Source organism: Aliihoeflea sp., assembly GCF_052435475.1.
Lineage (GTDB): Bacteria > Pseudomonadota > Alphaproteobacteria > Rhizobiales > Rhizobiaceae > Aliihoeflea.
Map to the genome: position 1 here is coordinate 256,088 of NZ_JBQVMV010000001.1, position 20,431 is coordinate 276,518.

The window sequence follows — 20,431 nt, forward strand, 5'->3', positions numbered from 1 at the left end:
GGCGCGGAGGGTAGCCGAATGGCAGTCCACGTCAATCCGGACGCCGCCCCGCTTGTTCCGCTGGCGGCCTGACCAATGGGCAGTTAGCATTGAGAACATATTGGGAGATGGTCATGGATTCGACGGAACTGAAGACCCTGCAGGCGCCGCTCAAGGCCCGCTACAAGGACGATGCGACGGCCGCCATCGTCACGCTCAAGGCGCGGGGCACGCTCGACGACCAGTCGATCGCCTGCAAGGTCGAGACGGGCAGGGCGCTCGAAATGGCCGGGCTTCATCCGGCCACCGGCGGCTCTGGCGCTGAGCTGTGCTCCGGCGACATGCTCCTCGAAGCGCTCGTCGCCTGCGCCGGCGTCACGCTGAAGGCCGTCGCGACCGCGCTCGAATTCCGGCTCGGCAATGCGACGGTCGAAGCCGAAGGCGATCTCGATTTCCGCGGCACGCTCGGCGTCGCGAAGGATGCGCCGGTCGGCTTCCAGTCGATCCGTCTCAATTTCCATCTCGACACCGATGAACCGCAGGAGCGCATCGACGCGCTGTTGAAACTGACCGAGCGCTACTGCGTCGTCTTCCAGACGATCAACACCAAGCCGGAACTGACCGTCACGGCGGCTTAATCGAGAAAGTGGTTCTCGCGCACCGAAAACAGCCGCCCCGTCTCGCTGACGTTCGGCGAAACCGTCGCCGCGATCCGCGCGGCGATCTCGGAGGGGTGCGGGATGGTCTTCGGGTCTTCGCCGGGCATGGCGAGTGCGCGGTGCGCGGTGCGCGTCGGGCCGGGATCGACGAGATTGACGCGCAGCGCCGAGTTCTGCGTCTCAAGCGCCCAGCTTTTGACCATCGCGTCGACGGCGGCCTTGGATGCCGCGAACGGTCCCCAATAGGCGCGCGGATGCGCGGCAAGGTCGGATGTCATCACGATAGCACGGCCGGCGTCGGACTTCCTCAGGAGCGGATCGACCGAGCGGATCAGCCGCCACGTGCCGGTCACGTTCGTCGCCATCACCTTGTCGAAAACCTTCGCCTCGACATGGCCGATCGGCGCGATTATGCCGAGAATGCCAGCATTGGCGACGAGGATGTCGAGCTTGCCCCAGCGATCGAAGATCGCTCCGCCGAGCCGGTCGATGCCGGGCATGTCCATCAGGTCGAGCGGAACGAGCGTCGCCTGTCCGCCGGCCGCCTGAATTTCGTCGTCGAGTTCTTCCAGTCCGCCGACGGTCCGCGCGACCGCGATCACATGTGCGCCGGCCGCGGCCAACTCCTTGGCGACATGGTAGCCGATGCCGCGCGAGGCGCCGGTCACGAGCGCGACGCGCCCTTGAAGGTCGAGCTTTTCCGTCATCTTTTCCGTCTGTTATTGCCCGTTGTTCGCAAGCAGGGAGAGCGTGCGAACGTTGTCGACGCCGTCGAGATCGGTCAGGCGCGTTGGGTATTGCGTGGTGAAGCAAGCGTCGCAGAATTGCGGCTGCTCGTTGTCGCGGGCAGGCTCGCCCACCGCGCGGTAAAGCCCGTCGATCGACAGGAAGCCGAGCGAATCGACCCGGATGAACTCGGCCATCTCCTCTACCGACATGCGGCTGGCGAGAAGCTTGGCCGTCTCCGGTGTGTCGACGCCGTAGAAGCACGAGGCGCGGGTCGGCGGCGAGGCGATGCGCATGTGGACTTCCCGCGCACCCGCATCGCGCACCATCTGCACGATCTTCTGGCTGGTCGTGCCGCGCACGATGGAATCGTCGACGAGCACCACGCGCTTGCCCTCGATCATGCGGCGGTTGGCGTTGTGCTTGAGCTTGACGCCCATGTGGCGGATCGAATCGGATGGCTGGATGAAGGTGCGGCCGACATAGTGGTTGCGGATGATGCCGAGCTCGAACGGAAGCTTGGCCTCCTGCGCAAAGCCGATCGCCGCCGGCGTGCCCGAATCGGGAACCGGCACGACGATGTCGGCCACGACCGGGCTTTCGCGCGCCAATTCGACACCGATCTGCTTGCGCACGTCATAGACGTTGCGTCCCTCGACCGAGGAATCCGGCCGGGCGAAATAGACATATTCGAAGACGCAGAAGCGCGGCTTCACCTGCTCGAACGGGAAGAAGCTTTCCAGCCCCTTGGTCGTCACGACCACCATCTCGCCGGGCTTCAGGTCGCGGACGAAACGCGCGCCCATGATGTCGAGCGCGCAGGTTTCCGAAGCGAAGATGTAGGCGCCGTCGAGATCGCCGAGCACCAGCGGGCGGATGCCGAGCGGGTCGCGGCAGCCGATCATCTTCTTCGACGTCAGCGCCACGAGTGAGAACGCGCCTTCGAGCTGGCGCACCGCCTCGATGAAGCGCGAATTCGTGTCGCGCTCCTTCGACGTGGCGATCAGGTGCAGGATGGTTTCGGTGTCGGAGGTCGACGAGAAGATCGAGCCTTCCTTCTGCAGCCGGCGCTGCACGGTCATCGCATTGGTGATGTTGCCATTATGCGCGACGGCGAGCCCACCATCTGCGAGTTCGGCGAAGAAGGGCTGCACGTTGCGCAGGCCCGAGCCGCCAGTCGTCGCGTAGCGCGTATGGCCGATGGCGCGCGAGCCTTGCAGGCTGTCGATCACGGACTGCTTGGTGAAGGTGTCGCCGATCAGGCCGATATGCCGTTCGACATGGAACTGCGTCCCGTCATAGGAGACGATGCCGGCGGCTTCCTGCCCGCGATGCTGGAGCGCGTGCAGGCCGAGCGTCACGATGGCCGACGCGTCCTGACGGCCGAAAATACCGAACACGCCGCATTCGTCGTGAAAGCGGTCGTCGCCCCCGGAGGAGAACGGGGTATCGTCTGCGTCTGCCATGGCATCTCGCCTTTCAGAACGAAGGGAAGCGGCGCCAAAAGGCGCCGCGTGATCATCTAGTTGCCGGTAGCCGGCGGTGTCTCGTCGTCGCTCGTGCCGAGCCGATCGATCAGCGAATTTTCGGGATCGTCGGGCAGCACGCCCTCGAGCCAGGTGCCGATGCCTTCGAGCAGTGGCCGCGACTTGGCTTCCGCGACCCAGCCCGGCTGGTTGGAGCCGACCAGCCACGAGAAGAACAGGAAGGCGACGGCGACGACCAGGATGCCGCGCGCGGCGCCGTAGACGAAGCCGAGGGTGCGGTCGAGCGCGCCGACGCGGCTGTCGATGATGAAATCCGCCACCTTCATGGTGATCACGGTGACGATGATCAGCGCAATGAAGAACACGATGGCTGCAGCCGCGAAGAGCGCGAGCTGCGCATTGTCGATATAGGGCGCGACGTAAGGCACCAGAAGCGGATGCAAGTAGAATGCCGCCGCGGCCGCCGCGACCCAGGACGCGATCGACAGCACTTCGCGCGAGAAGCCGCGAACCATGGCGAGCATCGCCGAAACGAGGGTGAAGCCGACGAGAATTCCGTCCAGCAGCGTAATCGGCATTGAAGCTCCGTTCACCTGCCGGCGGCTCTGCCTACCGGCTCGTTCCAATTCCTAATCGTCCTGCGGCTTGCGCCTGCCGGCGATGCGCACGACGAGATCGGCAAGCTGCGAAAGCTGCGCGAAACGCCCGTTCGCCCCCTTGCTCGCCTCTTCGCTCGTCTGCGGCATGACGGCCTGAGCAAAGCCCAGCTTTTCGGCTTCCTTGAGGCGCTGCTGCGCATGCGCGACAGGCCGGATAGCCCCCGAAAGGCTGATTTCGCCGAAATAGACGCAATCGGCAGGCAGGGCAAGTCCGGTGAGCGAGGAAACGAGCGCCGCCGCGACCGCAAGATCGGCCGCGGGCTCGGATATGCGATAGCCGCCCGCGACGTTGAGATAGACGTCATGCTGGGCGAACCTGACGCCGCAATGCGCTTCGAGCACCGCAAGGATCATCGACAGGCGCGAATTGTCCCACCCCACCACCGCGCGCCGCGGCGTGCCGAGCGGCGAGGGCGCGACCAGCGCCTGGATTTCGACGAGCACCGGCCGCGTGCCCTCGATGCCGGCAAAGACGGCGGCGCCCGGCGCCTTGGTCGAACGCTCGCCGAGGAACAGCTCGGACGGGTTGGAAACCTCGCGCAAGCCCTTGTCGGACATCTCGAAGACGCCGATCTCGTCGGTCGGCCCGAAGCGGTTCTTCACGGTGCGCAGGATGCGGTAGTGATGACCGCCTTCGCCTTCGAAATAGAGGACACCGTCGACCATGTGCTCGACGACGCGCGGCCCCGCGATCTGCCCGTCCTTGGTGACGTGGCCGACGAGCACGATCGCGCAGCCGGTCGACTTGGCATAGCGGATCATGGCCTGCGCGGATGCACGCACCTGCGTCACCGTGCCGGGCGCGGAATCCGCGAGGTCGGTCCAGAGCGTCTGGATCGAATCGAGAATGACGAGGTCCGGCCGCTTGCCCTCGGAAATCGTCGCGAGGATGTCCTCGACATTGGTTTCGGCGGCGAGTTCCACGCTCGTGTCTGCCGCATGCAGCCGCTGCGCGCGCAGCCTGATCTGCGCCACCGCCTCTTCGCCCGATACATAGACGATGCGATGGCCCCGGCGCGCGAGTGCAGCGGCGGCCTGCGTCAGCAGCGTCGACTTGCCGATCCCCGGATCGCCGCCGACGAGCAGCGCCGACCCGCGCACGAACCCTCCACCCGTCGCCCGGTCGAGCTCGCTGATGCCGGTCGAGATCCGCGGCGCCTCCTCGATCTCGCCCGACAGCGTCGTCAGCGCGACGATGCGGCCCTTGCGTGAGGAGCGCAGCGAGCCCGGACCCGCACCGATGCCGGAATTGGAGCCTTCCTCGACGAGCGTGTTCCACTCGCCGCAAGCATCGCATTTGCCGGCCCATCGGGTGTGCACGGTGCCGCAATTCTGGCAGATGAACTGGGTGCGGGATTTAGCCATTCGAGGGCATTCCCGAAATCTGCTCGGTTTGTGCTCTACGGCGCCCCTCTCTGTCCTGCCGGACATCTCCCCCGCATGGGGGGAGATTAGTCTCGTCGCCGACACCGCGTGATCTCCCTCCTCGCGGGGGAGATGTCCGGCAGGACAGAGGGGGCCAACGTCGAGCGCAAACCTTCATCGATGGCGCTCCCCATGCACCACCCGCCGCAAATACCGCCCCCCGAGCGAGGTCAGCAACTCATACGCAATCGTCCCCGCCGCAGCCGCCGCCTCGTCGATCGGAATGTTCGCCCCGAACAACTCGATCCAGTCGCCGTGCCCTACGGCACCCGGCCCGAGATCGGTCACGTCGAACAGCGTCAGATCCATCGTCACCCGCCCCAGGATCGGCACGCGCTGCCCGGCTATGAAGCCATGCCCGCCGTCAGCCCGCGCCTCCCGCAAAGGCACGCCCGAGCCCGAAAGCGCGCGATGAAGCCCATCCGCATATCCCACCGCGGCGACGGCAATCAGCGTGTCGCGCGCCAGCGTCACCGTACCGCCATAGCTGACGGTCTCGCCGGCCTTCGCCGCGCGTACCTGCACGATCCGCGCCTCGACGGTGGCGACCGGCCGCATCGGGTTCGCGAGCCCTGCCTGCGGCGCACCGCCATAAAGCGCGATGCCGGGCCGCACGATGTCGAACGCATAGTCGCCCGAAAGAAACGTCCCGGCGGAGTTCGCCAGGCTTGAAACGACGCCTTTGAAGAGCCGCTCAACCGACTGGAATGATTCGAGCTGGCGCTGGTTCGCGGGGGACGCGGGCTCGTCTGCGCATGCGAGGTGGCTCATGACGAGCCGCGGCGTCAGCGCCCGCGTCAGCTTGTTCTCGTGGAAGAATCGCGTGACCTGATGACCGCTCAGCCCGAGCCGGTTCATGCCGGTGTCGACATGCAGCGCGCAAGGGCGCGGCCCGTCCGGCGCATCCCAGCCATACGCCTCCCATAGCGAGATGTCGGCCTCGTCGTTGAGCACCGGAATCAGCCGCGTCTCGCGATAGGCCTGCGCCGCGTGTGGCTCGAACAGGCCGGCGAGGACATAGATGTCGGCTTCGGGCAGGAGCTTGCGCAGCGCCATGCCTTCCTGCGGCAGCGCGACGAAGAAGACGCGGCAGCCCTCGGCCCAAAGCACCGGCGCGACCACCTCGATGCCGAGCCCATAGGCGTTCGCCTTGACGACACCCGCGACGCGCGCAGGTCGCGCCTTCGCCGCCAGCAGGCGGTAATTCGCCGCCAGCGCCTCGACGTCGATCGACAGCCGGCCGCCGCAGATGCGCGGATCGATGTCAGCCGGATTCGCTGCGAAGAACGCCAACTATTCGAACCGCTCGGGAAGGTGATGCTCCTCTGCGAGGTCGGCAAAGCGGGTGAATTCGCCGACGAAGGAGAGCGAAACGGTGCCCGTCGGGCCGTGGCGCTGCTTTGCGATGATCACTTCGGCCTTGCCGCGAACCTCGTTCAGCTTCGTCTCCCACTCCTGATGCTCGAGCGTGTTGCGCTCGGGCTCCTTGTTCTTGAGGTAATATTCGTCGCGATAGACGAACAGCACCACGTCCGCATCCTGCTCGATCGAGCCCGATTCGCGAAGGTCGGAAAGCTGCGGCCGCTTGTCGTCGCGGCTTTCGACCTGACGCGAGAGCTGGGAGAGCGCGATGATCGGGACGTTGAGTTCCTTGGCCAGCGACTTCAGCCCGGTCGTGATCTCGGTGATTTCCTGCACGCGGTTCTGCGCCGACGCCTTGGACGAGCCCTGCATGAGCTGGACGTAGTCGATGACGAGCACGTCGAGCCCGCGCTGACGCTTCAGTCGCCGGGCGCGCGCGGAAAGCTGCGCGATCGAGATGCCGCCGGTCGCGTCGATGAAGAGCGGAATCTTCTGCAGCGTCTGCGTGCAGCCGACGAGCTTCTCGAAGTCGGCCTCGGTCAGGTCGCCGCGCCTAATCTTGGAGGAGGGCACCTCGGCCTGCTCGGAAATGATACGCGTCGCAAGCTGCTCGGCCGACATTTCGAGCGAGAAGAACCCGATGACGCCACCATTCTTCGCCTTGAACGAGCCGTCCGCCTGCATCTCCGGCTCATAGGCATGGGCGATGTTGAAGGCGATGTTGGTTGCGAGCGACGTCTTGCCCATACCGGGACGACCGGCAAGAATGATCAGATCGGACGGCTGCAGCCCGCCCATCTTGCCATCGAGGTCGCGCAGGCCGGAGGAGACGCCCGACAGATGCCCGTCGCGCTGATAGGCGGCGGCGGCCATGTCGATCGCGGTCTTCACAGCGTCGGAAAAGCTCTCGAAACCGCCATCGTAGCGGCCGGTCTCCGCCAGTTCGAACAGGCGCCGCTCCGCATCCTCGATCTGCGCGGCCGGCGACATGTCGACCGGCGCGTCATAGGCGATGTTGACCATGTCCTCGCCGACCGTGATCAATGCGCGGCGCGTGGCAAGATCGTAGATCGCGCGGCCGTAATCGGCGGCATTGATGACGTTGACGGCTTCTGCGGCGAGCCGTGCCAGATAGTGCGAGACGGTCATCTCGCCGACCTTCTCCTCGGCCGGCAGGAAGGTCTTCAGCGTCACCGGATTGGCCATCTTGCCCATCCGGATCAGTTCACCCGCGACCTCGAAGATCTTGCGGTGCAGCGGCTCGTGGAAATGCTGGGCCTTGAGGAAGTCCGAGACCCGGTAAAAGGCGTCGTTGTTGACGAGCACCGCGCCGAGCAGCGCCTGTTCGGCCTCGATATTGTTCGGGGCTTCGCGATAGAGCGGGGTCTCGACGGGTGCGAGCTTGCGAGCGGCTTCGGCCATTCCATGTCCATCTGTCGGATGCGCCGGACGGGACGAGAAACGTGAATCGCGGCTGGGTGACGAGTGTCTAGCGCGACTGCCCGAACGGACCAACGGCGAATCGCAAGATCAACATTACTTCACAGCCTGTACGCGGCCAAACACGATCGGTGATTGACATGTGCAAGCGCGCAACAGGCCGCTAAAGTTTTAGGCTTTGCGCCGTCGCCGCTGTTTTGGCGGGGCGGGTTCGTGCGCAAGCACGCGCTCGGTTTCGACCATGTAGTCGCGAGTCAGCGGCAACGTGTCGTTGCGCCGGGTCATCTGGATCTGGAACACCATCAAATCCTGCCAGCGGAACGCGCCTTCGGAGGCGGCGAGGTAGAATTCCCACATCCGGCAGAAGCGCTCGTCGTAAAGCGCCTTGGCGCGCTCGCGATTGGCCGCGAACCGCTCGCGCCAGTGTCGGATTGTCTCGGCATAGTGCAGCCGCAGGATTTCGACGTCGGTCACCATCAGCCCCGACCGCTCGATCGAGGGCAGCACTTCCGACAGTGCGGGAATATAGCCGCCGGGGAAGATATGCTTGCGGATGAAGGGCGCCGTTGCCGTCGGCGGTCCGGACCTGCCGATCGCGTGCAGCACCATGACGCCGTCGGGCTTCAGAAGCTTGGCGCAGGTGTCGAAGAAGGCGCGGTAGTGGTTGACGCCGACATGCTCGAACATGCCGACCGAGACGATCCGGTCGAACCGCTCCTGCAGGCTGCGATAGTCGCGTATCTCGAAATGGACGTGCCGCTCCAGCCCCAGCCGGTGCGCGCGGTCGGTCGAGACCTTGTGCTGCTCGTCCGAAAGCGTGACGCCGAGGACGTCCGCGTCGAATTCCTGCGCGAGATAGATGCCGAGCCCGCCCCAGCCCGAGCCGATGTCGAGGATGCCAAGGCCCGGCCGCATGGCGAGCTTCGCTGCCAGGTGTCGTTTCTTGGCAAACTGCGCCGCGTCGAGCGACATGTCCGACCGCTCGAAATAGGCGCAGGAATACTGCATGTCGTCGTCGAGGAAGAGCCGGTAGAGTTCGCCTGAAAGGTCGTAGTGATGCTTGACGTTCGCGCGCGAGCGCGGCGCCGGGTTCCACTGGTGGATGCGCTTGGCGAGCCGCCGCCCGGTTTCGGCAGCCTTCAGCGTGCCGAGCTTGGCGTAGGCGACGTCGAGATTGGCGTAGGAGAGGCGCACGAAGTCGATCAGGTCGCCTTCAACGAAATCCAGATCGCCGGCCATATAGGCCTCGGGCACGGCAAGCGAGGGGTTGAGGGAGATGGCGCGTTCCGCAAGGCGCGTGCGGATCGCAATGTGGATCGGCGTTCCCGAGCCGTCACCGAACCGGTGTTGCTCGCCACGCGCATCCGTCACGAGCAGGTTTCCGGTTCTGACGAGCCGGCGGCCGAGACGTTTCAGCACCCAGAACATCGCAGGACCAAGAGGTTCGACACGATCCTTCTACCGTAAGGGAAGATCGCCGCGATTTGAAGGCCGTCCATCGGTCCACCAATGCGAAACGCCCGAACCAGAGGTCCGGGCGTTCCTGAAAGTTCGCGCTGATGACGGGGAGCTTAGCGCTCCTCGCCCTCGTCGCCGGCAGCTTCTTCGCCTTCGCCGTCGTCTTCGTAGTCCGCTTCCGGATCGAAGAAGGCGTCGGGGCGGGCGTTCTCGTTGATGTCGTCGCCATAGATGGCTTCGGCCGAATCGAGCGTCTCGCCGCGGGCCTGACGCTCGGCTTCATCGGCCGAACGCGCGATGTTGAGCGTGATCGTCACTTCGACTTCCGGGTGAAGCGCGATGGCGACGTTGGTCAGGCCGATGGTCTTGATCGGCTGGTTGAGTTCGACCTGGTTGCGGCCGACCGAGAAGCCGTCGGCGGTCACGATGTCGGAGATGTCGCGCGTGGAGACCGAACCGTAGAGCTGGCCGGTTTCGCCCGCCGAACGGACGACCACGAAGGTCTTGCCATCGAGCTGGTCGGCGACCTGCTGGGCTTCGTTCTTGCGCTCGAGGTTGCGGGCTTCGAGCTGCGCGCGCTGGCCTTCGAACTTCTTCTTGTTGGCTTCGTTGGCGCGCAGCGCCTTGCCCTGCGGCAGAAGGAAGTTGCGGGCGAACCCGGCCTTCACCTTCACGGTCTCGCCCATCTGGCCGAGCTTGGAAATACGTTCAAGCAGGATGACGTCCATGTCACTGTTCCTTGTCTTCGCGCCGGTCGTCCGGCGGGCAGGAACAGGAAGGAAGAGCCGCATGCGGCGTCTTCGGGCGCTGTCCTGCCGGTTGGCAGTTAGGAGCGGTGCGCTCCAACTCGGAAATTCTCGTCTCGCCGTAATGCCGAACATGACGGGAGGGACGTCGGAGGCGGCAGGCCGCCTCCGACGAAGATGCTTACTTCACGACGTAGGGCAGGAGGCCCAGGAAGCGGGCGCGCTTGATCGCCTTGGCGAGCTCGCGCTGCTTCTTCTGGCTGACGGCCGTGATGCGCGACGGCACGATCTTGCCGCGCTCGGAAATGTAGCGCTGCAGGAGCTTGACGTCCTTGTAGTCGATCTTCGGAGCGTTGGCGCCGGAGAACGGGCAGGTCTTGCGGCGGCGGTGGAACGGCCGGCGCGTCGGGATCTGGTTGATGTCGACCATTATGCGCCAGCTCCTTCAGCCTGGTTTTCGCGCGGGCGGCGCGGGCCGCGATCGTCGCGATCGCCACGGGGACCACGATCGTCACGATCGCGCGGGCCACGGTCGCGGTCGCCGCCGAAGCGGTCGCCGCGCGGGCCGCGATCGCCGCGATCACCACGGTCGTCGCGCTTCTGCATCATCGCGGACGGGCCTTCCTCATGCGCCTCGACCTTGATGGTCATGAAGCGCAGGACGTCTTCCGACAGACCCATCTGGCGTTCCATCTCCTGGATAGCAGCCGCCGGGGCGGTGATGTCCATCAAGGTGTAGTAGGCCTTGCGGTTCTTGTTGATGCGGTAGGTGAGGGACTTGAGGCCCCAGTTCTCGACCCGGCCGATCGAACCTTCATGCGCTTCGATGACACCCTTGTACTGTTCGACGAGGGCATCGACCTGCTGCGCGGAGAGGTCCTGGCGGGCAAGAAACACGTGTTCGTAAAGTGCCATGTTATTTGCCTTTCTTCGTTTCCCTGCGCGGCGCCAGCGGCTAAAGCCTCATCAACTTCTCTCACCCGCGAGGCGGGCGGAAAGGCTGTGGTCGAGACGGTCGAGAGCGGAGACACGGGAGGCCGAAGGCACCTGGCCTTCATTCATGTGCAATTCTTATCGAAAAACGCGCATGGCCCTCCGTTCAGCCCCCAGCTAGGACCGGCAGAGTGCGGCTCATATACACCATCTTCGCCGGGATGCAATGCTCGGGCTCCGGTGGGACGCCATTTGCCCGCCAGCCTTGACTTTGCGGCCCCGCCTGCGCCACACGCTTTGCCACGAATACGGACCGGACGACCAGAGGAGACGCGCCATGGCGATTGCATTCACCTTCCCGGGGCAGGGCAGCCAGTCGGTCGGCATGGGCAAGGATCTCGCCGACGCCTTTCCCGAGGCGCGCGCGGTGTTCGACGAGGTCGATGCGGCGCTGGGCGAAAAGCTTTCCACTCTGATGTGGGAAGGGCCGGAAGAAAAGCTGACCCTGACCGCCAACGCGCAGCCGGCGCTGATGGCCGTTTCGATGGCCGCGATCCGCGCCATGGAAGCGCGCGGCTTCGACATGAAGTCGAAAATCGCCTATGTCGCAGGTCATTCGCTAGGCGAATATTCCGCCCTTTGCGCCGCCGGCATGTTCTCGGTCGCCGACACGGCGCGCCTGTTGCGCACGCGCGGCAACGCCATGCAGGCGGCCGTTCCGGTCGGCGAGGGCGCCATGGCGGCGATCATCGGCCTGGAGCAGGATGTCGTGCAGGCGGCCTGCGAAGAGGCGTCAGCCAAGGGTGTGTGCCAGATCGCAAACGACAATGGCGGCGGCCAGCTCGTTATATCCGGCTCGAAAGACGCGGTGACCGAAGCCGCCCGCATCGCCACCGAAAAGGGCGCCAAGCGCGCGCTGATGCTCCCCGTTTCCGCCCCGTTCCATTCGGCGCTGATGTCGCCGGCGGCGGACGCGATGCGCGTCGCGCTCGGCGAGGTCGACAAGAAGCCGCCGGTCGTGCCCGTCGTCGCCAACGTCACCGTTTCGCCGCTCACCGATCCCGATGCGATCGTCAACAGCCTCGTCGAGCAGGTCACCGGCCAGGTGCGCTGGCGCGAGACGATCGAGTGGTTCGCCGCGAACGACGTGACGACGCTTTATGAAGTCGGTACCGGCAAGGTCCTCTCCGGCCTTGCCCGCCGCATCAACCGCGACCTGACCCCGGTGTCGATCACGACGCCGCAGGATGTCGAGACCGCGCTCGCCAATCTGGCCTGATACATCCGAAAGGAAGCACATGTTCGATTTGACTGGAAAGAAGGCCCTCGTCACCGGCGCGACCGGCGGCATCGGCGAGGCGGTCGCCCGCGCGCTGCACGCGGCCGGCGCCACCGTCGGCATACACGGCACCCGCGTCGAGAAGCTCGAGGCGCTGGCGGGCGAACTGGGCGATCGCGTCAAGATTTTCCCTGCAAACCTGTCGGACCGCGAAGCCGTCAAGGAACTCGGCAAGAAGGCCGAGGCGGACCTCGAAGGCGCCGACATTCTCGTCAACAATGCCGGGATCACCCGCGACGGCCTGTTCGTTCGCATGTCGGACGAGGACTGGGATTCCGTGCTCGACGTCAATCTGGGCGCCGTCTTCCGCCTGACGCGCGAACTGACGCACCCGATGATGCGCCGCCGTTCCGGCCGCATCATCAACATCACCTCCGTCGTCGGCGTGACCGGCAATCCGGGCCAGGCGAACTATTGCGCCTCCAAGGCCGGGCTGATCGGCTTTTCCAAATCGCTGGCGCAGGAGATCGCGACGCGCAACGTCACGGTCAATTGCGTTGCCCCCGGCTTCATCGAATCGGCCATGACCGACAAGCTGAACGACAAGCAGCGCGAGGCGATCATGGGCGCGATCCCGATGAAGAAGATGGGCAAGGGCGACGACATCGCGGCCGCCGTCATCTACCTCGCCTCGGACGCCGGCGGCTACGTCACCGGCCAGACGCTGCACGTCAATGGCGGCATGGCGATGATCTGATCGTCTTCGCGGGAAACGGTGCGAGCGGGCTCTTTTCAACCGAAAAGCGTACGCTTTCGCCTTGGAACCGGCCCGGAAGTCGTGTAATCGGGCCGCAATTGCCGCCGGTACGGGGCAATGCAACCTCGTTCCCCACCGCAATGGAACAGTATGCCGCCCGCCGGATTTGAAGGCATCTTAAAGCTTGATTAGCCGCTATCGGGCGGCTAACGAAGACCGAACACCATACGCAAACCACAAACTCGAGGGTTTTTCGAAATGAGCGATACCGCAGAACGGGTCAAGAAGATCGTCGTCGAACACCTTGGCGTCGAAGCCGACAAGGTCACGGAAGGCGCGAGCTTCATCGACGATCTGGGCGCAGACAGCCTGGACACCGTCGAACTCGTCATGGCCTTCGAGGAAGAATTCGGCGTGGAAATCCCGGACGATGCCGCCGAGACGATCCTGACGGTCGGCGACGCCGTCAAGTTCATCGAGAAGGCAACCGCCTGATCCGATTGCCGCGCAGCGGAAACATGTTCACGATTTTGAGGGAGGACGGCCAATGAGACGCGTCGTCGTCACGGGCCTTGGCCTTCTGTCGCCTTTCGGCGTCGGTGTTGAACATGGCTGGAAAGAGCTTCTTTCCGGCAAAAGCGCTGCGCGGCCCATCGACCAGTTCGAGACGAGCGATCTGCCCTGCAAGATCGCCATGCCGATCCCGCGCGACATGTCGCAGGAAGGCGCCTTCGATCCTGACGCGTTCATGGAGCCGAAGGAACAGCGCAAGGTCGGCGACTTCATCCTTTATGGCGTCGCCGCGGCCGAACTCGCACTTGCCGATTCCGGTTGGAAGCCGACCAGCACCGAAGACCAGAATGCCACCGGCGTCATGATCGGCTCGGGCATCGGCGGCATCGAGGGCATCGCGGAAAACGCGCTGATCCTTCAGGAACGTGGCCCACGCCGCATCTCGCCCTTCTTCATTCCCGGCAACATCATCAACCTGGTCTCCGGCCAGGTGTCTATCCGCCACGGCCTCAAGGGGCCGAACCATGCGGTCGTCACCGCCTGCTCGACCGGCGCACACGCCATCGGCGACGCGGCCCGCCTGATCGCCTTCGGCGACGCGGACGTGATGCTGGCCGGCGGCGCGGAATCGCCGATCACTCGGCTGTCGATCGCCGGCTTCTCGGCCTGCAAGGCCCTCTCGACCGATTTCAACGACACGCCGCAAAAGGCCTCGCGCCCCTACGACAAGGACCGTGACGGCTTCGTCATGGGCGAGGGCGCAGGCGTCGTCGTTCTGGAAGAGCTCGAACACGCCAAGGCGCGCGGCGCCAAGATTTATGCGGAAGTGGTCGGCTACGGCCTGTCGGGCGACGCCTATCACATCACCGCCCCGTCGGAAGACGGCGACGGCGCATTCCGCTGCATGACCATGGCGCTGAAGCGCGCCGGGCTGAAGCCGTCCGACGTCGACTACATCAACGCGCACGGCACCTCGACCATGGCCGACACGATCGAGCTCGGCGCCGTCGAGCGCCTGGTCGGAGATGCGGCGTCGAAAATCTCGATGTCCTCGACCAAATCGTCGATCGGCCATCTGCTCGGCGCAGCCGGCGCGGCCGAGGCGATTTTCTCCATCCTCGCCATCCGCGACAACATCGCGCCGGCGACGCTCAATCTCGACAATCCGTCGAAGGAGACGGAGATCGATCTCGTCCCGCACAAGCCGCGCGAGCGCGAGATCAATGTCGCCCTGTCGAACTCCTTCGGCTTCGGCGGCACCAACGCATCGCTCGTCTTCCAGCGCTATAACGGCTGATCGCTCCCGTCAGGCGTTTTGCGCGCGCAAAGATTTTGCCATATTGGCCGCTACTTTGCGTGGCGATTCCATTTGCATTCGAGAGTTCGAGGCCAGATGACCACTGATCCTGCAGGCGGGAACCAGCCCGGCCAGCCGCCCATGCCGTCGCGGCCCATTGTTGCGAAGTCGGGAAGCGAGGCGTTGCGGCCGCAGGCCGGCACGCCCCCGCCGTCTCGCCGGTCTCGCCGGTCGCGCAGCCAGTTCGTCATCTTCATGAACTTCGTCATGTCCTGCATCGTCTTCGCGACGCTGGCGGCTGGCGCGGCGGTCTACTACGGCAAGGTGCAGTTTGAGGGTACGGGGCCGTCGGCGACGACGCAGACCGTCCTCATTCGCCCGAACACCGGCACCTCCGAAATCGCCGCGACGCTGGAGCGCCAAGGGCTGATTTCCGACGCGCGGATCTTCCGCCTCGGCCTTCGCGCTTATGGCAGCGACGCCAATCTGCGCGCCGGCGAATATGAAGTGAAGGCAGGAGCTTCCATGTATGAGATCATGGAACTTCTGAGGAGCGGCCGCTCCGTCCTCCATGCCCTGACCATCCCGGAAGGCTTCACCGTCCACCAGGCTTTCGCCCGCATCGCGGCGATGGAAGAACTCGAAGGCGAGATGCCGGCGGACCTGCCGCCTGAAGGCTCGATCGCCGCCGACACGATCCGCTTCACCCGCGGCATGAACCGGCAGGAACTGATCAGCCGCCTGTCGTCCGACCAGCAGCGCATGATCGAGGAAATCTGGGCCCGCCGGGACGACGATCTGCCGATCGACACGATCGAGGAATTCGTCACGCTGGCCTCGATCGTCGAGAAGGAAACCGGCCGCGCCGACGAGCGTCCGCATGTCGCGTCGGTCTTCATCAACCGTCTCAACCAGGGCATGCGCCTCCAGTCGGACCCGACCTTTCTCTACGGAATCTTCGGCGGCGAGGGTAAGCCGTCCGACCGTCCGATCTACCGTTCCGACATCGAGAGCGACACGCCTTACAACACCTATCGCATCGCCGGCCTGCCGCCCGCACCGATCGCCATTCCGGGCCGTGCATCGCTGGAGGCGGTCGCGAACCCGTCGCAGACTGACGACCTCTACTTCGTCGCCGACGGCAGCGGTGGTCACGCCTTCGCGCAGACGCTGGACGAGCACAACCGCAACGTCGCCCGCTGGCGCCAGATCGAACGCGAGCGCCGCGAAGCGGGTGCTGCCCCGACCGATGACGACGCCGTTCTTGCGGACGAGGTCGTCGAGGACGAATAGCGGGCGCGAATTGGGGACGTGATGACCATCGAGAGCATGACGGGCTTCGCCCGCGCATCGGGACAGGCCGGCGACGACCGGATCGTCTGGGAGCTGAAATCCGTCAACGGCAAGGGGCTCGACGCGCGCCTGCGCCTGCCGCCGGGCTTCGAAAGCATCGAGCAGCCCGCGCGCCAGGCGCTGCAGAAGACGTTCCAGCGCGGAAACATCTACGCCAACTTGACCGTCGCCCGTCTCTCGAGCGCATCGACGGCCGTCACGGTCAACGAGACCTTGCTGGTCGAACTTGCCACACTGGCCCAGCGCCTCGAACAGGATTTCGGCATCGCTCCGGCCCGTGCCGACGGCCTTCTGGCCTTGCGCGGCGTCATCGAGTTGCAGGAGAGCATTCTCGATGACGATGCGCGCGCCGCCCGCGACGCGGCCGTTCTCACCGTCCTCGGCGAAGCGCTGGCCGGGCTGACCGAGGCGCGGCGCGAGGAGGGGCAGGCGCTGAAGGCGATCATGCTCGACCAGATCGACCGGATCGAAAGCCTGACCGAGCGCGCCGCGGCCGATCCGTCCCGCGATCCCGCCGCGATCCGTGCGCGCCTGGCCGATCAGGTGCGGCTGCTGCTCGAAACCGGCGCGCCGCTCGACGAGGCGCGTCTCAACGCCGAAGCCGCCTATCTCGCGACCAAGGCGGACATCCGCGAGGAAATCGACCGTCTGCGGACGCATATCGCATCCGCGCGCACGCTTCTGGCCGGAACCAGCGCGGTTGGCCGGCGTCTCGACTTCCTTTCGCAGGAATTTAACCGGGAATCGAATACGTTGTGCTCCAAGTCGAACGCGGCGGCCATCACGGCGATCGGGCTGGAACTGAAGGCGGTCATCGACCAGTTCCGCGAACAGGTCCAGAATCTGGAGTAGGAATGCACAACGAACCTTCGTCCGTCGCGATCCGTCGACGCGGCCTGATGCTCGTCATCTCCTCGCCTTCGGGCGCGGGAAAGTCGACCATTGCGCGCAACCTGCTCGAAAGCGACCAGGGCTTCCAGCTCTCCGTCAGCGTCACGACGCGCCCGCGCCGTCCGAGCGAGATCGAAGGCGTCCACTATCATTTCCGAACCAAGCGCGAGTTCGACATCCTGCGCGACAATGATGCTCTGCTCGAATGGGCCGAGGTTCATGGCAATTTCTACGCCACGCCGCGCGAGCCCGCGGAAGAGGCGATGGCGGCCGGCAACGACATGCTGTTCGACATCGACTGGCAGGGTGCCCAGCAGCTTCGCGACAAGATGCGCGGCGACATCGTTTCCATCTTCATCCTGCCGCCGTCGATGCGGGAACTGAAATCCCGTCTGACGCGCCGCGCCGAGGACAATGCCGATGTCATCGAAGCGCGGCTGAAGAATGCGCGCGTCGAGATCGAACACTGGCGGGAGTATGACTACGTCGTCGTCAACGACGACCTCGACCGTGCCTTCCATGCCGTCGAGGCGATCGTGAAGGCGGAGCGCCTGCGCCGCGACCGGCGTCCCGGCCTGTTCGAATTCGTGAGCGGGCTGCTGGACGAGAAAATCTGACCTCGCGACGAGATGCTCAGATCGCCTGCGCGATCCGCACGAATTCAGCTACCGAAAGCGTCTCCGCGCGGCGCGTCGCCTCGATGCCGACGCGAGCGAGCAGTGCCTCACCGCCGAGCGGTTTCAGGCTCTGGCGCAGCATCTTCCGGCGCTGGCCGAAGGCGAATTCCGTAACTTTCGAGAGCTTGGTGCCTTCGACAGGCAGGGGATTTTCCCGCGGAACCAGATGTACGACGGCCGAAGTCACTTTTGGCGGCGGCGTAAAGGCCTGGGGCGGCAGGTCGAAGAGGATATCTGAATGCGCCCGCCAGCCGGCGAGCACGGCGAGCCTGCCATAGGCGTCGTCATCCGGCGTCGCGACGATGCGCTGCGCGACCTCCTTCTGGAACATCAGCGTCAGCGACGTCCAGTAAGGCGGCCACGGCTCGACCGACAGCCAGCGCACGAGAAGTTCGGTGCCGATATTGTAGGGCAGATTGGCGACGATCCGCACATCCTCGTGGCCATTGGCGAGCGCGGCGAAGTCGGTCGTCAGCGCATCGCCCGAGATGACCGTGAGCCGGCCGGGATAATGTGCGGAGACTTCCTCCAGCGCGGCAAGGCAGCGCTCGTCGCGCTCGATCGCGATGACATGCTTTGCGCCGTTGAGAAGCAGTGCGCGCGTGAGCCCGCCGGGACCGGGACCGACCTCGATGATGGTCGCGCCAGTCAGGTCGCCGGCGCCGCGCGCCACTTTCGAGGTAATGTTGAGGTCGAGCAGGAAGTTCTGGCCGAGCGACTTTTTCGCGCGCAATTCGTGCCGTGCGATCACGTCGCGCAGCGGCGGCAGGCCGTCGATGCTCATGTCAGACGGCTCATCCGGTCGGCCATGTCGATCGCGGCGAGCAGGCTGTCGGGGCGCGCAATGCCCTTGCCCGCAATGTCGAACGCGGTGCCGTGGTCGGGCGAGGTGCGCACGAAGGGCAGGCCGAGCGTGACGTTGACCGTCTCGTCGAAGGCCAGCGCCTTGGCCGGTATCAGCGCCTGGTCGTGATACATGCAGATCGCCACGTCGTAGCTTTCGCGGGCGCGGGCATGGAACATGGTGTCGGCGGGCAGGGGCCCGAAGGCATCGATGCCCTCGCCGTTCAAATCCTCGATCGCCGGAACGATCGTGTCGATTTCCTCGGTTCCCATCGCGCCACCTTCACCCGCATGTGGATTGAGGCCGGCAATGGCAAGGCGCGGCCGGGAAATGCCGAAGCGGGCATGAAGATCGGTCGCCACAATCCGGCAGGTCGAGACGATGAGATCGCGCGTCAGGCCGGCCGGAATGTCGGCAAGCGGAATGTGAATGGTTACCGGCACCGCGCGAAGCGCCGGACCGGCCAGCATCATGACGGGCTGGACGGGGTGTCCGTAGCGGGCGGCTGCGAGATGGCCGAGATACTCGGTATGGCCTGGAAAGCGGAAGCCGGCTTCGTAGAGTGGCTTCTTCGAGATCGGCGCGGTGACGATGGCCCGGGCGTCGCCGTTGGAGACGAACTCGACAGATCGTTCGATGGCCTCTATGATGCCCTCCGCATTCGCCCGGTCCGGAACGCCCGGCCGGTCGATGAAGCGATTGAAGAGCGGGATGACCGGCAGGGCTTCGGCGAATAGGTCGGAGCTGCGCTGCGTGCCGTCGATGCTTGCAATCTGGCCCTCGATGCCAAGCAGCCGCATGCGGCTTTGCAGAAGTTGCGGATCAGCGAGCACCGCGAACGGTGCGACCGGGCGCTCGCGCCGGGCGCTCCAGGCTTTCAGGATCAATTCCGGTCCGATCCCGGACGGATCGCCGCAAGTGATGACGAGAGATGCCGGCACGACGACCTTTCAGCGACGCGACGCGCCGGCGCTTGGCTTATCTCTGGACGATCTGGGCGCGTTCGCGTAGCTCGGCCGTGTACTTCTTGCTCAGATCGTCGGAATCCGCGCTGTTGCCAAGGTTCTCGGCCTCGAACACCGCTTGCGCGACCGTATCGTCCGAAACCTGGCGGGCGCTGCAGATGCCGATGAACTCGACCCCGCGTTCGGTGTCGCGCACCACCGTCGCGTTGCCGGCGGAGGTCGACTTGATCGGGTCGGCCCATTCGGGCGGCAGTTGCGGTTCGAGCACACGGCCGAGATCGCGCACGGTCACGTCGATGAGGCCTCTTGCGAACTGAACGGTCGATTCGCAGCCCTGGAAGCGGGCGCGCATGGCCTCGGCTTCGCGCCGGCGCGTCGCAAGCCGGGCACCGCGCTCTGCGGCGGGCACGACGAAGATGACCTGCTGCAGCATGTATTCTGTCGCCACCGGCTTCTCGCCGCCCTGCTGAAGCATCCGCTGCACGGCGTCCTGCTCGCTGACGCGGCTGCCCTGATCGTGGCGGGCGCGTGCGGCGAGCGCCTGGCTCCAGCCCATCTGCGAGCGAATGAATTCGAGGAAATGCTGCTTGGTCACGCCTGTCTGCGACATGACCTGGTCCATCTGGGCGGGGGACATGTTGTTGGAACTGGCGAAGCGCTGATAGGCCTGCGCGACGTCGTCGTCGGAGATGTTGATGTTGAGGCGGCGAACCTCGTTGCGGCGCAAGGCCTGCTCGATCAACTCGTCCGCCGCCGCCTGCTGGCCGCCGCCGCGACGCTGCAACTGCAGGAATGCGGCGCGTCGCTGGATGTCGTAGCTCGTGATCGGCGTGTTGTTGACGACGTAGCGCACTTCGCTCGTCTGCGCGAATGCCGGTTCGGGCAGGGCCGCGAAGCCGAGGGCGAGGGCGATGCTGGCCGAGAGCAGCAATGTCTTCATGCGTCTAGCCTCCTGATCCGGGGCGCAAGCGTTGTTGCGAA

General features: G+C 65.2%; 21 protein-coding genes. 8 read left to right on the forward strand and 13 right to left on the reverse strand.

All coding sequences use genetic code 11. The annotated features are described in order from the left end of the window. The first annotated feature begins 113 nt into the window (after window positions 1-113). Window positions 114-617 (forward strand): OsmC family protein, encoded by a 504-nt coding sequence (locus tag ACT6QU_RS01255; protein WP_444563048.1) that lies wholly within the window; start codon window positions 114-116, stop codon window positions 615-617. Here ACT6QU_RS01255 and ACT6QU_RS01260 read toward each other — a convergent pair. The 10 genes from ACT6QU_RS01260 to rpsF all read right to left on the reverse strand — a co-directional run bounded on the left by ACT6QU_RS01260 (window position 614) and on the right by rpsF (window position 10,856). Continuing rightward, a complete protein-coding gene (locus ACT6QU_RS01260; RefSeq protein WP_444563049.1) occupies window positions 614-1,345 on the reverse strand; it encodes an SDR family NAD(P)-dependent oxidoreductase in 732 nt (243 codons plus the stop codon). The genes ACT6QU_RS01255 and ACT6QU_RS01260 overlap by 4 nt on opposite strands. A 12-nt stretch (window positions 1,346-1,357) precedes the next feature. After that, entirely contained in the window at window positions 1,358-2,830 is a 1,473-nt protein-coding gene (gene purF, locus ACT6QU_RS01265; RefSeq protein ID WP_444563050.1) for an amidophosphoribosyltransferase, read from the reverse strand. Between the two features lie 56 nt (window positions 2,831-2,886). Next, window positions 2,887-3,429 carry a CvpA family protein gene (locus ACT6QU_RS01270; RefSeq protein WP_444563051.1) on the reverse strand — a complete coding sequence of 181 codons (543 nt, stop codon included), beginning with the start codon at window positions 3,427-3,429 and terminating at the stop codon, window positions 2,887-2,889. Window positions 3,430-3,480: 51 nt separating this feature from the next. Further along, entirely contained in the window at window positions 3,481-4,875 is a 1,395-nt protein-coding gene (gene radA / locus ACT6QU_RS01275) for a DNA repair protein RadA (RefSeq protein ID WP_024586212.1), read from the reverse strand. 174 nt (window positions 4,876-5,049) lie between these two features. Continuing rightward, window positions 5,050-6,228: an alanine racemase gene (alr, locus tag ACT6QU_RS01280; protein ID WP_444563052.1), complete on the reverse strand. Its 1,179-nt coding sequence runs from the start codon at window positions 6,226-6,228 to the stop codon at window positions 5,050-5,052. Further along, the gene (locus ACT6QU_RS01285) at window positions 6,229-7,719 is read right to left on the reverse strand and encodes a replicative DNA helicase (protein WP_024586210.1); all 1,491 of its coding nucleotides are present in this window, start codon (window positions 7,717-7,719) and stop codon (window positions 6,229-6,231) included. It lies immediately after the preceding gene. A gap of 189 nt (window positions 7,720-7,908) precedes the next feature. Next, window positions 7,909-9,165, reverse strand: a complete 1,257-nt coding sequence (locus tag ACT6QU_RS01290) for a class I SAM-dependent methyltransferase (RefSeq protein ID WP_444563053.1) — start codon at window positions 9,163-9,165, stop codon at window positions 7,909-7,911. 143 nt (window positions 9,166-9,308) lie between these two features. Continuing rightward, complete coding sequence (gene rplI, locus ACT6QU_RS01295) at window positions 9,309-9,923, reverse strand: 50S ribosomal protein L9 (RefSeq protein WP_444563054.1); 615 nt, start codon at window positions 9,921-9,923, stop codon at window positions 9,309-9,311. A 199-nt stretch (window positions 9,924-10,122) separates the two neighbouring features. Further along, complete coding sequence (rpsR, locus tag ACT6QU_RS01300) at window positions 10,123-10,371, reverse strand: 30S ribosomal protein S18 (RefSeq protein ID WP_002963610.1); 249 nt, start codon at window positions 10,369-10,371, stop codon at window positions 10,123-10,125. Next, on the reverse strand, window positions 10,371-10,856 hold the full coding sequence (gene rpsF / locus ACT6QU_RS01305) for a 30S ribosomal protein S6 (RefSeq protein ID WP_444563055.1): 486 nt from the start codon (window positions 10,854-10,856) through the stop codon (window positions 10,371-10,373). The genes rpsR and rpsF overlap by 1 nt, the downstream gene beginning before the upstream one ends. A gap of 355 nt (window positions 10,857-11,211) precedes the next feature. On the opposite strand from rpsF, the gene fabD reads away from it, so the two are divergent. From fabD to gmk, 7 genes are all read left to right on the forward strand, one after another. Next, entirely contained in the window at window positions 11,212-12,153 is a 942-nt protein-coding gene (gene fabD, locus ACT6QU_RS01310; protein ID WP_444563056.1) for an ACP S-malonyltransferase, read from the forward strand. A 19-nt stretch (window positions 12,154-12,172) separates the two neighbouring features. Then, complete coding sequence (fabG, locus tag ACT6QU_RS01315; protein ID WP_444563057.1) at window positions 12,173-12,910, forward strand: 3-oxoacyl-[acyl-carrier-protein] reductase; 738 nt, start codon at window positions 12,173-12,175, stop codon at window positions 12,908-12,910. A gap of 258 nt (window positions 12,911-13,168) precedes the next feature. Further along, on the forward strand, window positions 13,169-13,405 hold the full coding sequence (locus tag ACT6QU_RS01320) for an acyl carrier protein (protein WP_024586204.1): 237 nt from the start codon (window positions 13,169-13,171) through the stop codon (window positions 13,403-13,405). A 52-nt stretch (window positions 13,406-13,457) separates the two neighbouring features. Beyond that, the gene (gene fabF / locus ACT6QU_RS01325) at window positions 13,458-14,720 is read left to right on the forward strand and encodes a beta-ketoacyl-ACP synthase II (RefSeq protein ID WP_444563058.1); all 1,263 of its coding nucleotides are present in this window, start codon (window positions 13,458-13,460) and stop codon (window positions 14,718-14,720) included. 96 nt (window positions 14,721-14,816) lie between these two features. Further along, entirely contained in the window at window positions 14,817-16,013 is a 1,197-nt protein-coding gene (mltG, locus tag ACT6QU_RS01330) for an endolytic transglycosylase MltG (RefSeq protein ID WP_444563059.1), read from the forward strand. Window positions 16,014-16,034: 21 nt separating this feature from the next. Beyond that, window positions 16,035-16,925, forward strand: a complete 891-nt coding sequence (locus tag ACT6QU_RS01335) for a YicC/YloC family endoribonuclease (protein WP_444563060.1) — start codon at window positions 16,035-16,037, stop codon at window positions 16,923-16,925. A gap of 2 nt (window positions 16,926-16,927) precedes the next feature. Continuing rightward, window positions 16,928-17,581, forward strand: coding sequence for a guanylate kinase (gmk, locus tag ACT6QU_RS01340; RefSeq protein WP_444563061.1), 654 nt, complete (start codon window positions 16,928-16,930; stop codon window positions 17,579-17,581). Window positions 17,582-17,597: 16 nt separating this feature from the next. On the opposite strand, the gene rsmA is transcribed toward gmk, so the two are convergent. Genes rsmA through ACT6QU_RS01355 form a run of 3 tightly spaced genes read right to left on the reverse strand, consistent with a single transcriptional unit; the run spans window position 17,598 to window position 20,390 of the window. After that, window positions 17,598-18,425 carry a 16S rRNA (adenine(1518)-N(6)/adenine(1519)-N(6))-dimethyltransferase RsmA gene (gene rsmA, locus ACT6QU_RS01345; protein WP_444563062.1) on the reverse strand — a complete coding sequence of 276 codons (828 nt, stop codon included), beginning with the start codon at window positions 18,423-18,425 and terminating at the stop codon, window positions 17,598-17,600. Further along, a complete protein-coding gene (gene pdxA, locus ACT6QU_RS01350) occupies window positions 18,422-19,426 on the reverse strand; it encodes a 4-hydroxythreonine-4-phosphate dehydrogenase PdxA (RefSeq protein ID WP_444563063.1) in 1,005 nt (334 codons plus the stop codon). The genes rsmA and pdxA overlap by 4 nt, the downstream gene beginning before the upstream one ends. A 37-nt stretch (window positions 19,427-19,463) precedes the next feature. Next, window positions 19,464-20,390, reverse strand: coding sequence for a SurA N-terminal domain-containing protein (locus tag ACT6QU_RS01355; RefSeq protein ID WP_024586197.1), 927 nt, complete (start codon window positions 20,388-20,390; stop codon window positions 19,464-19,466). Window positions 20,391-20,431 lie beyond the last annotated feature (41 nt).

Bases quoted from the DNA above. Each gene is read 5' to 3' on its own strand.
- ACT6QU_RS01255 (WP_444563048.1), top strand. From the start codon at position 114: ATGGATTCGACGGAACTGAAGACCCTGCAGGCGCCGCTCAAGGCCCGC.
- ACT6QU_RS01260 (WP_444563049.1), bottom strand. From the start codon at position 1,345: ATGACGGAAAAGCTCGACCTTCAAGGGCGCGTCGCGCTCGTGACCGGC.
- purF (WP_444563050.1), bottom strand. From the start codon at position 2,830: ATGGCAGACGCAGACGATACCCCGTTCTCCTCCGGGGGCGACGACCGC.
- ACT6QU_RS01270 (WP_444563051.1), bottom strand. From the start codon at position 3,429: ATGCCGATTACGCTGCTGGACGGAATTCTCGTCGGCTTCACCCTCGTT.
- radA (WP_024586212.1), bottom strand. From the start codon at position 4,875: ATGGCTAAATCCCGCACCCAGTTCATCTGCCAGAATTGCGGCACCGTG.
- ACT6QU_RS01285 (WP_024586210.1), bottom strand. From the start codon at position 7,719: ATGGCCGAAGCCGCTCGCAAGCTCGCACCCGTCGAGACCCCGCTCTAT.
- ACT6QU_RS01290 (WP_444563053.1), bottom strand. From the start codon at position 9,165: ATGTTCTGGGTGCTGAAACGTCTCGGCCGCCGGCTCGTCAGAACCGGA.
- rplI (WP_444563054.1), bottom strand. From the start codon at position 9,923: ATGGACGTCATCCTGCTTGAACGTATTTCCAAGCTCGGCCAGATGGGC.
- rpsR (WP_002963610.1), bottom strand. From the start codon at position 10,371: ATGGTCGACATCAACCAGATCCCGACGCGCCGGCCGTTCCACCGCCGC.
- rpsF (WP_444563055.1), bottom strand. From the start codon at position 10,856: ATGGCACTTTACGAACACGTGTTTCTTGCCCGCCAGGACCTCTCCGCG.
- fabD (WP_444563056.1), top strand. From the start codon at position 11,212: ATGGCGATTGCATTCACCTTCCCGGGGCAGGGCAGCCAGTCGGTCGGC.
- fabG (WP_444563057.1), top strand. From the start codon at position 12,173: ATGTTCGATTTGACTGGAAAGAAGGCCCTCGTCACCGGCGCGACCGGC.
- ACT6QU_RS01320 (WP_024586204.1), top strand. From the start codon at position 13,169: ATGAGCGATACCGCAGAACGGGTCAAGAAGATCGTCGTCGAACACCTT.
- fabF (WP_444563058.1), top strand. From the start codon at position 13,458: ATGAGACGCGTCGTCGTCACGGGCCTTGGCCTTCTGTCGCCTTTCGGC.
- mltG (WP_444563059.1), top strand. From the start codon at position 14,817: ATGACCACTGATCCTGCAGGCGGGAACCAGCCCGGCCAGCCGCCCATG.
- ACT6QU_RS01335 (WP_444563060.1), top strand. From the start codon at position 16,035: ATGACCATCGAGAGCATGACGGGCTTCGCCCGCGCATCGGGACAGGCC.
- gmk (WP_444563061.1), top strand. From the start codon at position 16,928: ATGCACAACGAACCTTCGTCCGTCGCGATCCGTCGACGCGGCCTGATG.
- rsmA (WP_444563062.1), bottom strand. From the start codon at position 18,425: ATGAGCATCGACGGCCTGCCGCCGCTGCGCGACGTGATCGCACGGCAC.
- ACT6QU_RS01355 (WP_024586197.1), bottom strand. From the start codon at position 20,390: ATGAAGACATTGCTGCTCTCGGCCAGCATCGCCCTCGCCCTCGGCTTC.